Genomic DNA, 13,282 nt, shown 5'->3' with positions numbered 1-13,282 from the left:
CCTGGGAGACCGGGGCGGCGCGAGGGCCGCCCCGGTCCGGTGCGGGCGGGTCAGTACTGGCGGTTCGGCAGGGCGGCCGCGGCCTGGTCCTGCGTGAAGACGCCCTCCTGGACCTCGACCCGCCGCGGCACGCTCTCCCCGGCGGCGACCTTCTTGACGAGGTCCATCAGCTGGTCCCCGAGGAGCGGGTTGCACTCGACCACCACGTTGATCTTCTTGTCCTTCATGGCGACGAAGGCGTCCTTGATGCCGTCGACGGAGATCACCTTGATGTCGGTGCCGGGCTTCTTGCCGGCCTCCTCGATGGCCTGGATGGCGCCCAGGGCCATGTCGTCGTTGTGGGCGTACAGGACGTCGATGTCGTCGTGGGACTTGAGGAAGGCCTGCATGACCTCCTTGCCCTTGGCGCGGGTGAAGTCCCCGGTCTGGGAGGCGACGACCTTGAACTTGGGGTCGCCCTTGACGACTTCGGCGAAGCCCGCCTTGCGGTCGTTGGCGGGGGCGGAACCGGTGGTGCCCTGGAGCTCGACGATGTTCACCGGCGCGGAGGTGCCCTCGTACTCCTTCAGCAGCCACTTCCCGGCCTCCTGGCCCTCCTTGACGAAGTCGGAGCCGAGGAAGGTCCGGTAGAGGGAGGTGTCCTGCGAGTCGACCGCGCGGTCGGTGAGGATCACCGGGATGCCGGCGTTCTTGGCCTCCTTGAGGACGGTGTCCCAGCCGGACTCCACCACCGGCGAGAAGGCGATGACGTCCACCTTCTGCTGGATGAAGGTGCGGATCGCCTTGATCTGGTTCTCCTGCTTCTGCTGCGCGTCGGAGAACTTCAGCGTGATGCCCGCCTTCCCGGCCGCCTCGCGCACGGACTTGGTGTTGGCGGTGCGCCAGCCGCTCTCGGCGCCGACCTGCGCGAACCCGAGCACCAGCGTGCCGTCGGAGGAGCCCTTGCCGGGGCCGCCGGTGGTGCCGGTGGCCGCGGGCTCGGTGGTGCAGGCGGTCAGCACACTGCCGGCCAGGGCGGCGGCGGCGATGACGCGGAGGGCTCTGTGGGCCATGTCGTGGTTCCTCTCGGGACGTGCGCCGTACCGGACGGAGCCCTGAAGGAGAGGGGTCCGGCGAAGGCATGGCTGGGCAGCGGTGGTTGAACCGGGCGGAGGCAGGGTGAAACGTCGGCCCCCGACGCCGGTGGACCGGCGAACGCGACACATTGTGAGCGCTAACAGACTTGTTGCTCAAGGGTTTGCGCACGGTTACGTGTTCTCGGTTGTGAGCGTTAACACCCAGAGCCGCGAAGCCCCAGGCAGGGCCGCCTCCATGAACTGCTCTGCCGGCACGACCACTTGACAGAGGCGATCACCGCATCACACGATCGCTCCCCGTGGGAGCGCTTCCACCGGCCCCCTCACGAGGACCTCGTACCACCGCACTTCCTCACCGCGCCGCCCGCTCGCCCGCTCGGGCGAGCGCGTCCGACGCATACGCCGTCAGGAAACCGAGGTACAGCCATGCGCCCCAGCATCCGCGCCCTCGTCGCCGCCCTCCTCGCGCTGCCGTCGGCACTCGCCGTCGCACCGCCCGCCCACGCGGCCGACCCCACCACCATGACCAGCGGGTTCTACGTGGACCCGGACTCCAGCGCGAAGAAGTGGGTCGCCGCCCACCCCGGCGACGGCCGGGCGCCCGCGATCGACGCGTCCCTCGCCCACACACCCATGGCCCGCTGGTTCGGCTCCTGGAGCGGCACCATCGGCACCGCCACGGGCGCCTACGTCGGGGCGGCGGACCAGCGGGACAAGCTGCCCGTCCTGGTCGCGTACAACATCTACCACCGCGACCACTGCGGCGGGCACTCCGGCGGCGGCGCCGCCTCGCCGACCGCCTACGCGAGCTGGATCGCCCAGTTCGCCGGCGGGATCGCCGGGCGCCCGGCCGTGGTCGTCCTCGAACCGGACTCCCTCGCGGACTACGGATGCATGACGCAGACTCAGATCCGCGAACGCCAGGGCATGATCAGCGGCGCCCTCGCCGAGTTCGACCGTCAGGCGCCGAACACCTGGGTCTACCTCGACGCCGGCAACCCCGGCTGGGTGAGCGCCGGGACGATGGCCCAGCGCCTCCACGAAGCGGGCCTGCGCCAGGCCCACGGCTTCTCGCTCAACATCTCGAACCACTACACCACCGCCCAGAACACCGCGTACGGCAACGCCGTCAACGGCGAACTGGCCGCCCGCTACGGCTACACCAAGCCGTTCGTCGTCGACACCAGCCGCAACGGCAACGGCGCCAACGGCGAGTGGTGCAACGCGGCCGGACGCCGCATCGGCACCCCCACCCAGATGGGCGGTGGCGCCGAGATGCTGCTGTGGATCAAGGCCCCGGGCGAGTCCGACGGCAACTGCGGCGTCGGCACGGGCTCGACGGCCGGCCAGTTCCTCCCCGACGTCGCCTACAAGATGATCTACGGCTACTGACGGCGTCGGCGGCGCTCAGCCGAGCACGGGGATGATGTCCGTGCCGTACGCGTCGATCGTGGACTCCTTGGCGTCGTGCATGTCGTAGACGGCGAACTGGTCGACGCCGAGGGACTTCAGGCGGCGGAGCTTGTCGATGTGGGCCTCGGCGGGGCCGAGGAGGCAGAAGCGGTCGACGATCTCGTCGGGGACGAAGTCCGTCGAAGGGTTTCCGGCGCGGCCGTGGTGGCTGTAGTCGTAGCCGTGCCGGTCCTTGATGTAGGCGGTGAGTTCGGCCGGGACCATGTCGGAGTGCTCGCCGTACTTGGCGACCAGGTCGGCCACGTGGTTGCCCACCATGCCGCCGAACCAGCGGCACTGGTCCCGGGCGTGGGCCAGGGCCTCCGGCGAGTCGTCCGCCGTCACGTAGGCGGGGGCGGCGACGCAGATGGTGAGGGCGTCGGGGTCGCGGCCGGCGTCCTGGGCGGCTTTCCTGACCGCCTTGACCATCCATTCCGTGAGGAACGGGTCGGCCAGCTGGAGGATGAAGCCGTCGGCCTTCTGCCCGGCGAGGGCGAGGGCCTTGGGGCCGTACGCGGCCATCCACACCGGCAGCTTGCCGTTCCTGACCCACGGGATGCGGATCGGGTTGCCGTCGACCACCGCCGCGCGGCCCTCCGCCAGGTCGCGGATGACCTCGATGGCCTCGCCGAGCCGGGCCAGGGTGTTCGGCTTCCGGCCGGCGACCCGCATCGCGGAGTCGCCGCGGCCGATGCCGCAGACGGTGCGGTTGCCGTACATCTCGTTGAGGGTGGCGAAGGTGGAGGCCGTCACCTCCCAGGTGCGGGTGCCGGGGTTCGTCACCATCGGGCCCACGTGCAGCTTCGTGGTGTGTTCGAGGATCCGGCTGTAGATGACGAAGGGTTCCTGCCAGAGCACGGCGGAGTCGAAGGTCCAGCCGTAGCGGAAGCCGTTGCGCTCCGCACGGCGCATGAGTCCGACGACCTGGGAGGCGGGCGGGTCGGTCTGCAGGACGAGTCCGAAGTCCACGTCGGGACCTCCTGGTTCAGTTCAGGTACTGGCAAGTGGCACGGGGCGTGAACACGCCGTGGCCGGCACGGCCCTTGTACTCCCGCCGTTCGATGACGAGTTCGCCGCGGGACAGGACCGTCTCGACCCGGCCGGTGACCGTCTTTCCCTCGTACGCCGAGTAGTCGACGTTCATGTGGTGGGTCTCGGCCGACAGGGTCTGCGTGGCGTGCGGGTCGTAGATCACCACGTCCGCGTCCGCGCCCGGCGCGATCGTGCCCTTCTTCGGGTACAGGCCGAACATCCGCGCCGGGGTGGCGCAGGCGATCTCGATCCAGCGGCGGCGGCCGATGTGCCCGTCCACGACGGCCTGGTGGAGCAGGTCCATGCGGTTCTCGACCCCCGGCAGACCGTTGGGGATCTTCGAGAAGTCGCCCCGGCCCAGCTCCTTCTGGCCCACGAAGCAGAACGGGCAGTGGTCCGTCGACACGACCTGGAGGTCGTTGGTCCGCAGTCCGCGCCAGAGGGCCGCCTGGTGCTCCTTCGGCCTCAGGGGCGTGCTGCACACGTACTTGGCGCCCTCGAAGTCCGGCTCCGCCAGGTTGTCGGTGGAGAGGAACAGGTACTGCGGGCAGGTCTCGCCGAAGACCGGCAGGCCCTTGTCGCGGGCCGCGGCCAGCTCGGCCACGGCCTCCTCGGCCGAGACGTGCACGACGTACAGCGGCGCTCCGGCGACCCGCGCCAGCTGGATGGCGCGGTGGGTGGCCTCGGCCTCCAGCAGGACCTTGCGGACCTCGCCGTGGTACCGGGGGTCGGTCTCGCCGCGGGCGAGGGCCTGCTCGACGAGGACGTCGATGGCGATGCCGTTCTCCGCGTGCATCATGATCAGCCCGCCGTTGACGGCGGAGCGCTGCATGGCGCGCAGGATCTGCCCGTCGTCGCTGTAGAAGACGCCGGGGTAGGCCATGAACAGCTTGAAGGAGCTGATGCCTTCACCGACGAGGTGGTCCATCTCCTTGAGGGTGGACTCGTTGACGTCGGAGAGGATCATGTGGAAGCCGTAGTCGACGGCGCAGTTGCCGTCGGCCTTGGCGTACCAGGCGTCGAGTCCCTCGCGCAGCGAGTGGCCGACGGTCTGCACGGCGAAGTCCACGATGGTGGTGGTGCCGCCCCAGGCGGCGGCCCGGGTGCCGGTCTCGAAGGTGTCGGAGGCGAAGGTGCCGCCGAACGGCAGCTCCATGTGGGTGTGGGCGTCGACGCCGCCCGGGATCACGTACTTGTCGGTGGCGTCGATGATCCGCTCGGCGGTCCAGCCGGCGGCGGCGTCGGAGCCGTGCGCGGCGAGGGCGGCGATCCGGCCGTCCTCGATCAGGACGTCGGCGTGGACCTCGTCCGCCGCGGTGATGACGAGGCCGTTCCGGATCAGGGTGCGCGTGGTCACGGTCGGGCCCCCTCGTGCCGTACGGAGCGCAGGGCCTCTTCGAGGAGGCCCGCGCCCTCCTCGGCCTCGGCGACGGTGAGCGAGAGCGGCGGGGCGACGCGCAGGACGGTGGTGTGGTGGCCGCCGCCCTTGCCGATGAGGAGTCCGCGCTCGCGGGCGGCCTCCAGGACGGCCGCGGCGATGCCGGGGTCGGGTTCGTCGGTGCCCGGCCGGACCAGTTCGATGCCGATCATCAGGCCGCGGCCGCGGACCTCGCGGACGCAGTCGATCCCCGCGGTGGCGGAACGCAGCCGCTCGATGAGCAGTCCGCCGACGCGGCGCGCGTTGCCCTGCAGGTCGTGCTCCTGGAGGTACGCGAGGTTCGCCAGGCCCGCGGCCATGGTGACCGGCGAACCGCCGAAGGTGGAGATGGAGTTGGCGTCGAGGCAGTTCATGACCTCGGCGCGGGCGACGACGCCGCCGACGGACATGCCGTTGCCGATGCCCTTGGCGAAGGTCAGCAGGTCGGGCGGGCCGGCCTGGCCGTGGGCCTGCCAGCCCCAGAAGTGGTCGCCGGTGCGGCCCCAGCCGGTCTGCACCTCGTCGGAGACCCACAGGATGCCGTGCCGGTCGAGGACCCGGCGGAAGGCCGCGTAGAGGCCGTCGGGCGGCGAGGTGAAGCCGCCGACGCCCTGGATCGGCTCGGCGATCAGGGCGGCCACGTCGCGGGTGTGGCCGAGCAGGTCCTCCAGGTCCGCGACGCAGGCGTCGACGAAGCGCTCGTCGGTGTACTGGGCGTACGGGCCGCGGGTGCGGACGCCGCCGTGCACGTACAGGGTCTGCAGCGGGGAGAGGCCGGTCGGGGACCAGGCGCGGTTGCCGGTGATGCCGACGGTGGAGAACGAGCGCCCGTGGTAGCTGTTGCGCATCGCCAGGATCTGGTTCGAGCCGCGGTAGGCGGTGGCGAGCAGCAGGGCGGCGTCGTTGGCCTCGGTGCCCGAGGTGGTGAAGAAGACGCGGGCGTCGGGGATGCCGGACAGGGCGGCGATCCGCTCGGCGAGCTCCACCATGGGGCGGTTGAGGTAGAGGGTGGAGGAGTGGATGATCCGGCCGGCCTGCTCGGCGACGGCCTTGGTGACCTCGGGCAGGGCGTGGGCGGTCATGGTGGTGAGGATGCCGCCGAAGAAGTCGAGGTAGCGGTTGCCGTCGGCGTCCCAGACGTGCCGGCCCTCGCCGTGGGTGAGCTCGATGGGGTCCTGGTAGTAGAGCGCGAGCCAGTCGGGGGCGACGGCACGGTGGCGGTCGAGGAGTTCGCTCACGGCCGCACCAGGCCCTCGTACGCGTCGGGGCGGCGGTCGCGGTAGAACGCCCACTGCTTGCGGACCTCGTCGATGAGGTCGAAGTCCAGGTCGCGGACGACGAGTTCCTCCTCCTTGTCGGAGGCGACGTCGCCGACGAACTGGCCGCGCGGGTCGACGAAGTAGCTCGTGCCGTAGAAGTCGTTGTCGCCGTACTCCTCGATGCCGACGCGGTTGATCGCGGCGACGAAGTACTCGTTGGCGACGGCCGCGGCGGGCTGCTCCAGCTGCCAGAGGTACGAGGACAGACCGCGGTGGGTCGCCGATGGGTTGTAGACCAACTGGGCACCGGCGAGGCCGAGTTGACGCCAGCCCTCGGGGAAGTGCCGGTCGTAGCAGATGTACACCCCGACCTTGCCGACGGCGGTGTCGAAGACCGGCCAGCCGGCGTTGCCCGGGCGGAAGTAGTACTTCTCCCAGAAGCCCTTGACCTGCGGGATGTGGTGCTTGCGGTACTTGCCGAGATACGTGCCGTCGGCGTCGATCACGGCCGCGGTGTTGTAGTAGAAGCCGGCGCCCTCGCTCTCGAAGACGGGGACGACGATCACCATCCCGGTCTCGCGGGCGAGCGCCTGCATCCGGGTCACGGTCGGTCCGTCGGGGACGGGCTCGGCCCACTTGTAGTGCTCGGGATCCTGGACCTGGCAGAAGTAGGGGGCGTTGAACACCTCCTGGAATCCGATCACCTTCGCGCCCTGCCGGGCGGCCTCGCGGGCGTGCTCCTCGTGCTTGGCGGTCATGGATTCGGTGTCGCCGGTCCAGGTCGCCTGGACGAGCGCGGCGCGTACGACGTGGGACATGAGCTGCTCCTTCGGCGCGGCGTCAGAGAGCCTCTACGCACGTAGACGCGATGCGTAGATGGAGAACGTAAGCCCCGTCACATCCCGGAGCAAGACCACCGCCGTGAACCGGCAGAGTCGATCATGTTTCATACCCGAGTGGTCCACGTCCGACACCTACCGACACGGCCGGACACAAGGGGCACAGGAGTGTTCGATTCGGCACCGGGGCCGGGGAGGGGGGCGAGGCGCGGCCGTATGCGTTCAGCCCGTCGGGAGGCCGTGCGCGCGCAGGGCGTGGAGGAGCGCCGGTTCCAGGGCCGGGGCGGCGGCCCGCAGGGCGGCGAGCAGGAGCGGGACGAGCCGGCCGGGGTCGGCCGCGGCGAGCTCGGCGGCCTCCTCGGGCGAGCGGGTGCGGACCAGCGCGGCCAGCAGGGCACGGACCTCGTCCGTCCGCCCGCCGGCCTCCAGGGCGTGCACGACCCGGGCCAGCTCGGCCACGGGCCGGGCGACGCCCTGGCGCAGCACCTGCTCGCGGTCCTCGGCGCGGCCGGCGTCGGCGAGCGCGCCCACGACGGCGGCGTACGACTCCGGCGGCAGCGACGCGGCCTCCCACAACAGCGTGGCCCAGTCGGCGGCGAGCCCGGCGCGGTGCAGCTCGCGCGCGAGCACGGGCAGCCACTCGGGCGGTCCGGCCAGCGCCTCGCAGAGCAGGGCGTACGCCTCGCCGCTGCGGCCCTGGGCGCGCAGCCGCCGGAGCGTGTACACGGCGTTGCCCGCGGCCCGCGCCGCCTCGGCCCCGACGCGCGCCGGCGGCGGGCCGGCCGGCGCGGGGGCGACGTCCGGCGCCTCCGCCGCTCCCCCGAACCGCGCCCCGCGCGGCGGCGCCGCCCCGGCCCCGGGCAGCACGGGCACGGCGACGGCCTCGGCCCCGTCCTGCTCCTCCCCCACCCACGCGTACCGCGCGCCGCGCGGCCGGCGGCGTCCCCCGGACTCCGCCGCGGGTCGTCGGGGCGACGGCTCCGCGCCGTGTCTCCGCGGCGGGTCCGCGTGGGGCCCGGCCGCGGGTTCCGCCGCGGGCACCGGCGCCGGTTCCGTGACGGCCGCGAGGCGCGCGGTGAGCTCCTCCACGCGGGCGGCGGCGCGGGTCCGGTCGTCGTGGGCCCAGGACAGCTCGGCCGACAGCCCGGCGGCCTCTGCGGGCGCGGCGGTCCGCAGCCGCCCGGCCAGCTCCCGGGCGCGGTCCTCGGCGGCGCGGCGCTCCCGGTCCATCAGGGCCCGCCGGTCCCGCAGCGACTCCGCCCCGCCGGGGCGGCGGTCGTACGCGGCCGCGGCCGCGGCGTGCAGTCGCCGGGCGTGCGCGGTGGTCTCCGGGGGCTCCCCCAGGTCCCGCAGCAAGGACTCGACGACGTCCCAGGGCAGGACCTCGGTCCCGTCGAGGCAGGCCCGCAGTCCCTCGGGGTCGCGTGCGGCGAAGACGCCGTACCAGCCGGCACCCGGCGTCGACCGCGCCTCGACGTCGCGCAGGAAGCGCACGAACGCATCGATCTCCGCCGTCTGCTGATGCACCGTCATGACATCGCCGCCCGTCCGCCCGCGTCCCGGCGCCCGCCGGTCCGGGTGGCATTGGACCCCAGTCGTGTTACGGGACGGCTACGGAGAGTTTTCGTGTCGGCGCGCAGAAGCTCACCGTCGGGGGCCGGGCGGTCCAGAACGGCCGGGGCGGATCAGAACTGCCGGGCGGTTCAGAACCGCCGGCGCGGTTCAGAACCGTACGGCGATCCCGGCGTGCGGCCGCTTGCCGAGCCGGGCGACCGTGGCCGGCCAGTCGACGAGCCAGTACTGCCAGGTGTACTTGCGCCCCAGCAGCCGCCGCACGCCCTTGAGCCCCTCGGCGTCGAGCAGCCGGCCGGTGCCCTCCAGCGTCAGGGCGCCCTCGGCGATCCGCCCGCGCACGTCGCACGGCGCCACGACGACCCGGGGGTCGCGCCGCAGCCGCTTGACCTTCCAGGAGTCGGCGTTGGTCCAGACGTACAACTCCTCGCCGTCGACGGCGAACCAGACGGGCGTGGCGACGGGTGTGCCGTCCTTGCGGTAGGTGGTGAGACTGACGTAGCGGGCCCGCCGCAGCTCGTCGGGAATCATGCGCCGTACGCCTCCCTCGCCTCGACGATCTCGGTGCCGTGCGTCCGCGCCCAGTCGCAGGCGGCGTCCAGCGGGCCGAGCAGCGAACGCCCCAGCGCCGTGAGCGCGTACTCGACGCGCGGCGGGTTCTCGTCGTGGGCGGTGCGCGTCAGCAGGCCGTCGCGCTCCATGGCGCGCAGGGTCTCGGTGAGCACCTTCGGGGTGATCCAGTACAGCGGGACGCGGAGTTCGGAGAAGCGGCGCGCGGTGCCGTCCTGCAGGCAACGCAGCACGCTCGCCGTCCACTTGCCGCCGACGCGGATCGGCTGGGCGGCGCGGTCCGTGCAGTCGGGGTCACGGAACATCGCCGGGTCCAGGGGCTCGCTCATGGCAGGACGCTAACCCAGTACCGTTGAAGTAACCAGGCACCCCCCTCCTACGGTCCTGCCATGACACAGCACACGCAGCGCACAGAGTCGGACAGCAGGAACCTCGTGGTCTTCGGGGCGGGCGGACGCGTCGGGGGCGCGGCGGTCGCGGAGGCCGTCGCCCGCGGGCACCGGGTGACGGCGGTGGTGCGCGACCCGGCCAAGTACCCCGGGCTGCAGGGGACGAGGGGCGTCACCGTGGCGCGGGGCGACGTGACCGACGCGGCCACGGTGGCGGCCCTGGCCGCCGGCCACGACGCGGCGCTCAACGCCTCGGTACGCCTGGACGTGCCGTCGGAGGAGTACTTCACCGCGGCCGCGCACGCCTTGATCCAGGGCCTGGCGAAGGCGGGCGTCCGCCGCCTGGTGACGCTGGGCATCGCCACGACCCTGGAGACGGCGCCGGGGGTCCGGCTGATGGACGCGCCCGAATTCCCCGGGGAGTGGCGGGCGTTCGCGCAGGGGCACGTCGCGGAGTACGAACTTCTCGGCGCGGCCGCCGGGGAGCTGGACTGGCTCATGGTGGTGCCGCCGCTGGACCTGAACGCCGAGGCCGCGCCGACCGGCGCGTACCGCACCGCCGTCGGCACGGTCCTGGACGGCCCCGGGCGCATCGCCCACGCCGACCTGGCCCTGGCCCTCGTGGACGAACTGGAGCGGCCCCGGCACAGCCGGGTCCAGCTCGCGGTGTCGGCCTAGAGCCGGGGCCCGGCTCAGGCCGGCTGCAGGGACACGAGGGCCGCGACCTCGTCCAGCGACAGGCCCAGGACCCCCGCCAGTGCCGCCACGGTGAAGAAGGCGGGGGTCGGGGCGCGGCCGGTCTCGATCTTGCGCAGGGTCTCGGCCGACACGCCGGCCGCGGCGGCGACCTCGGTCATCGAGCGGTCGCCGCGCGCGGAGCGGAGGAGGGCGCCGAGGCGTTCGCCGCGCTCGCGCTCTTCGGGGGTCAGGGGTGTGCGCACCATGGCACCCATTCTAATACCGGTATAGTAATTGGCATGATCGAGATCAAGACGGAGGCGTCGCTGCGGGCGATGCGGGAGGCGGGCCGCGTCGTGGCCCGGGCGCTGGCGGCCGCGCAGGACAAGGCCGCGCCCGGCGTGACGCCCCGCGAACTGGACCGGGTCGCGCGGGACGTGCTCGCGGAGGCGGGGGCGGGGTCACCGTTCCTGGGCTACCGCCCGGACTGGGCTCCGGTGCCGTTCCCGGCGGTCCTGTGCGTGTCGGTGAACGACGCGATCGTGCACGGCATCCCCGACGGGCGGCCGCTGGCCGACGGGGACCTCGTGAGCGTGGACTGCGGGGCGCTCCTGAACGGCTGGGCGGGCGACGCGGCGGTGAGCTTCACCGTCGGCACGCCCCGCCCCGAGGACACGCGGCTCATCGACACCGCGCGGGAGGCCCTGACGGCGGGCATCGCGGCGGCGGTGGTCGGCAACCGGATCGGCGACATCGCGCACGCGATCGGCCGCGTCTGCCGGGCCGCCGGCTACGGCGTCCCGGACGGCTTCGGCGGCCACGGCATCGGCCGGACGATGCACGAGGACCCGGGCGTCCCCAACGAGGGCCGCCCGGGGCGCGGCGTACGGCTGCGGCACGGCATGGTCCTGGCCATCGAACCGATGCTCGTCGGCGGCGGCACGGACGACTGGGTCACCGCCGGCGACGGCTGGACCGTGCGCACCCTGGACGGCAGCCGCGCCGCCCACACCGAGCACACGGTCGCCGTCACCGACGACGGCCCGCGCATTCTCACGGCGCTCTAGGTCCCGTCCGGCGGCCCCGGGTCCGCCGGACGGACCCTGGCGGCGGCGTCAGCCCGCCGGACTGGCCCTGGTGGCGTCGCGTACCGCCGGCCGGACCCCGTCCCGGGGCTTCGTCAGCCCGCCGGACGGACGACCATCGCCGAGCCGCCGCCCCGGCGGACGGTCTCGGCCGCCGCGAGCCAGCGGCCGTCGGGGAGCCGCTGGACCCCGGTGGCGGCGCCGATCTCCGCGTTCTGCCGGAACCCGTGCCCGCGCGCCTCCAGTTCGGCCCGCAACGGGCTGTTCCACAGCGCCGGTTCGAGTTCCGTGGTGGCCTGGTTGCGCTGGCTGGCGCGCGGGGCGGCGATGGCGTCGACGAGCGGCAGCCCGCGGTCGACGACACCGGTCAGCGTCTGCAGCACCGTCGTGATGATCGTCGCGCCGCCGGGCGAGCCGAGCGCGAGCACCGGCCGGTCATGGGCGTCCAGCACGATCGTCGGCGACATGGACGACCGCGGCCGCTTGGCCGGGCCCGGCAGGTTCGGGTCGTGGACCGCCGGGTTCGCCGGGGCGAAGGAGAAGTCCGTCAGCTCGTTGTTGAGCAGGAAGCCCCGCCCGGGAACGGTGATCCCGCTGCCGCCGGTCGACTCGATGGTCAGCGTGTACGCGACGACGTTGCCCCACCGGTCGGCGGTCGTCAGATGCGTGGTGTTCTCGCCCTCGTACGTCGTCGGAGCCGCCGCCCCGGCCGTCGCGCAGGGCTGCGGGTTCCGCGGGTCGCCGGGGGCGAGCGGGCTGGTGAGCGCCGTGTCGTCGCGGATCAGGCAGGCCCGGGAGTCCGCGAACCGCTGCGACAGCAGCTCCTTCACGGGCACGTCCTCGAAGGCCGGGTCGCCGACCCACCGGCCCCGGTCCGCGAACGCGATCCGGCTGGCCTCGACGAACCGGTGCAGGTAGTCCGCCTGCGTCGCCCGGGCGAGGTCGGTGCCCTCCAGGATGTTCAGCGCCTCTCCCACGGTGGTGCCGCCGGAGGACGCCGGGCCCATCCCGTACACGTCGAGCCCCCGGTACTCCGTCTTCGTCGGCTTCCGCCACTCGGTGGTGTACCGCGCGAGGTCCCGCTCGGTCAGGTCGCCGGAGCGCACCTTCCGCGCGGCGCCCTCCCGCACCGGGGGCTGCCGGACGGTGTTCACGATGTCGCGCGCCAGCGGGCCCCGGTACAGCGCGCCGACGCCCTCGCGCCGCAGGGTCCGGTAGGTACGCGCCAGGTCCGGGTTCTTGAACACCGAGCCCACCGCGGGGAGCTGACCGCCGGGCAGGAACAGGTCCGAGGAGGCCGGGAAGTCCCGGAACCGGGCCTCGTTGGCCGCCGTCTGCGCCCGGAACGTCGCGTCCACGGTGAAGCCGTCCCGCGCCAGCCGCTCGGCCGGTTCGAGCAGCCGGGACAGCGGCTTGGTGCCCCAGGCGTCGAGAGCGGTGCTCCAGGTGGCCGGGGTGCCGGGCGTGCCCACGCCGCGGCCGCTGGTCATGGCCTCCTCGAACGGGATGGGCGCGCCGTTCTCCAGGAAGAGCGAGGAGTCGGCGGAGGCGGGGGCGGTCTCACGGCCGTCGATCGTGTGCACCCTGCGGCTCTTCGCGTCGTAGTAGACGAGGAAGCCGCCGCCCCCGATGCCGGCGGAGTACGGCTCGGTGACGCCGAGCGCCGCCGCCACCGCCACCGCCGCGTCCACGGCGTTGCCGCCCCGGCGCAGCACCTCGATGCCGGCCGCCGAGGCGTCGGCGTCGACACTGGCGACCGCTCCCCCGTACCCGGCGGCGACCGGGACCTTCACCGGGGACGCGGGCTCCGTCGGCGGCGCGGCCGCCCCGACCGACAGGACCGTGCCGGCGACGGCCAGTACCGAGACGTACCGTGCTGCGGAGCGACGCATGCGTACCTCCAGTCAACGAAC

13 protein-coding genes are annotated in these 13,282 nt (G+C 73.2%); 3 read left to right on the top strand and 10 right to left on the bottom strand.

All coding sequences use genetic code 11. From position 1 onward, the window contains the following. Positions 1 to 50 precede the first annotated feature (50 nt). Positions 51 to 1,052 carry an ABC transporter substrate-binding protein gene (locus ACNJ93_RS26355; RefSeq protein ID WP_418959932.1) on the bottom strand — a complete coding sequence of 334 codons (1,002 nt, stop codon included), beginning with the start codon at positions 1,050 to 1,052 and terminating at the stop codon, positions 51 to 53. A 450-nt stretch (positions 1,053 to 1,502) separates the two neighbouring features. On the opposite strand from ACNJ93_RS26355, the gene ACNJ93_RS26350 reads away from it, so the two are divergent. Continuing rightward, on the top strand, positions 1,503 to 2,468 hold the full coding sequence (locus tag ACNJ93_RS26350) for a glycoside hydrolase family 6 protein (RefSeq protein WP_418959931.1): 966 nt from the start codon (positions 1,503 to 1,505) through the stop codon (positions 2,466 to 2,468). 15 nt (positions 2,469 to 2,483) lie between these two features. On the opposite strand, the gene ACNJ93_RS26345 is transcribed toward ACNJ93_RS26350, so the two are convergent. From ACNJ93_RS26345 to ACNJ93_RS26315, 7 genes are all read right to left on the bottom strand, one after another. Then, a complete protein-coding gene (locus ACNJ93_RS26345; protein ID WP_418959930.1) occupies positions 2,484 to 3,497 on the bottom strand; it encodes a TIGR03842 family LLM class F420-dependent oxidoreductase in 1,014 nt (337 codons plus the stop codon). A gap of 16 nt (positions 3,498 to 3,513) precedes the next feature. Continuing rightward, positions 3,514 to 4,917, bottom strand: a complete 1,404-nt coding sequence (gene hydA / locus ACNJ93_RS26340) for a dihydropyrimidinase (RefSeq protein WP_418959929.1) — start codon at positions 4,915 to 4,917, stop codon at positions 3,514 to 3,516. Further along, positions 4,914 to 6,215, bottom strand: a complete 1,302-nt coding sequence (locus ACNJ93_RS26335) for an aspartate aminotransferase family protein (protein ID WP_418959928.1) — start codon at positions 6,213 to 6,215, stop codon at positions 4,914 to 4,916. Before ACNJ93_RS26335 ends, hydA begins: the two co-directional genes overlap by 4 nt. Then, entirely contained in the window at positions 6,212 to 7,054 is an 843-nt protein-coding gene (locus ACNJ93_RS26330) for a nitrilase-related carbon-nitrogen hydrolase (protein WP_418959927.1), read from the bottom strand. The genes ACNJ93_RS26335 and ACNJ93_RS26330 overlap by 4 nt, the downstream gene beginning before the upstream one ends. A gap of 243 nt (positions 7,055 to 7,297) precedes the next feature. After that, a complete protein-coding gene (locus tag ACNJ93_RS26325) occupies positions 7,298 to 8,608 on the bottom strand; it encodes a UL36 very large tegument protein (protein WP_418959926.1) in 1,311 nt (436 codons plus the stop codon). Between the two features lie 189 nt (positions 8,609 to 8,797). Continuing rightward, complete coding sequence (locus tag ACNJ93_RS26320; protein ID WP_418959925.1) at positions 8,798 to 9,178, bottom strand: PPOX class F420-dependent oxidoreductase; 381 nt, start codon at positions 9,176 to 9,178, stop codon at positions 8,798 to 8,800. After that, positions 9,175 to 9,546 carry a winged helix-turn-helix transcriptional regulator gene (locus tag ACNJ93_RS26315; protein WP_418959924.1) on the bottom strand — a complete coding sequence of 124 codons (372 nt, stop codon included), beginning with the start codon at positions 9,544 to 9,546 and terminating at the stop codon, positions 9,175 to 9,177. The genes ACNJ93_RS26320 and ACNJ93_RS26315 overlap by 4 nt, the downstream gene beginning before the upstream one ends. A gap of 60 nt (positions 9,547 to 9,606) precedes the next feature. Here ACNJ93_RS26315 and ACNJ93_RS26310 point away from each other — a divergent pair, with 60 nt between their 5' ends. Next, positions 9,607 to 10,284, top strand: coding sequence for an NAD(P)-dependent oxidoreductase (locus ACNJ93_RS26310; protein WP_418959923.1), 678 nt, complete (start codon positions 9,607 to 9,609; stop codon positions 10,282 to 10,284). Positions 10,285 to 10,298: 14 nt separating this feature from the next. Here the strand turns inward: ACNJ93_RS26310 and ACNJ93_RS26305 are convergent, their stop codons facing one another. After that, complete coding sequence (locus tag ACNJ93_RS26305; RefSeq protein ID WP_418959922.1) at positions 10,299 to 10,550, bottom strand: helix-turn-helix domain-containing protein; 252 nt, start codon at positions 10,548 to 10,550, stop codon at positions 10,299 to 10,301. A 33-nt stretch (positions 10,551 to 10,583) separates the two neighbouring features. Here ACNJ93_RS26305 and map point away from each other — a divergent pair, with 33 nt between their 5' ends. Continuing rightward, positions 10,584 to 11,351, top strand: a complete 768-nt coding sequence (gene map / locus ACNJ93_RS26300) for a type I methionyl aminopeptidase (protein WP_418959921.1) — start codon at positions 10,584 to 10,586, stop codon at positions 11,349 to 11,351. Positions 11,352 to 11,464: 113 nt separating this feature from the next. Here the strand turns inward: map and ggt are convergent, their stop codons facing one another. Then, on the bottom strand, positions 11,465 to 13,261 hold the full coding sequence (gene ggt / locus ACNJ93_RS26295) for a gamma-glutamyltransferase (RefSeq protein ID WP_418959920.1): 1,797 nt from the start codon (positions 13,259 to 13,261) through the stop codon (positions 11,465 to 11,467). Positions 13,262 to 13,282: the final 21 nt, after the last annotated feature.

The sequence above is a fragment of the Streptomyces tritici genome (assembly GCF_048500665.1).
Lineage (GTDB): Bacteria > Actinomycetota > Actinomycetes > Streptomycetales > Streptomycetaceae > Streptomyces > Streptomyces tritici.
The sequence above is the reverse complement of the archived record's forward strand: the minus strand, read 5'-3'. Positions and strand labels throughout refer to the sequence as shown.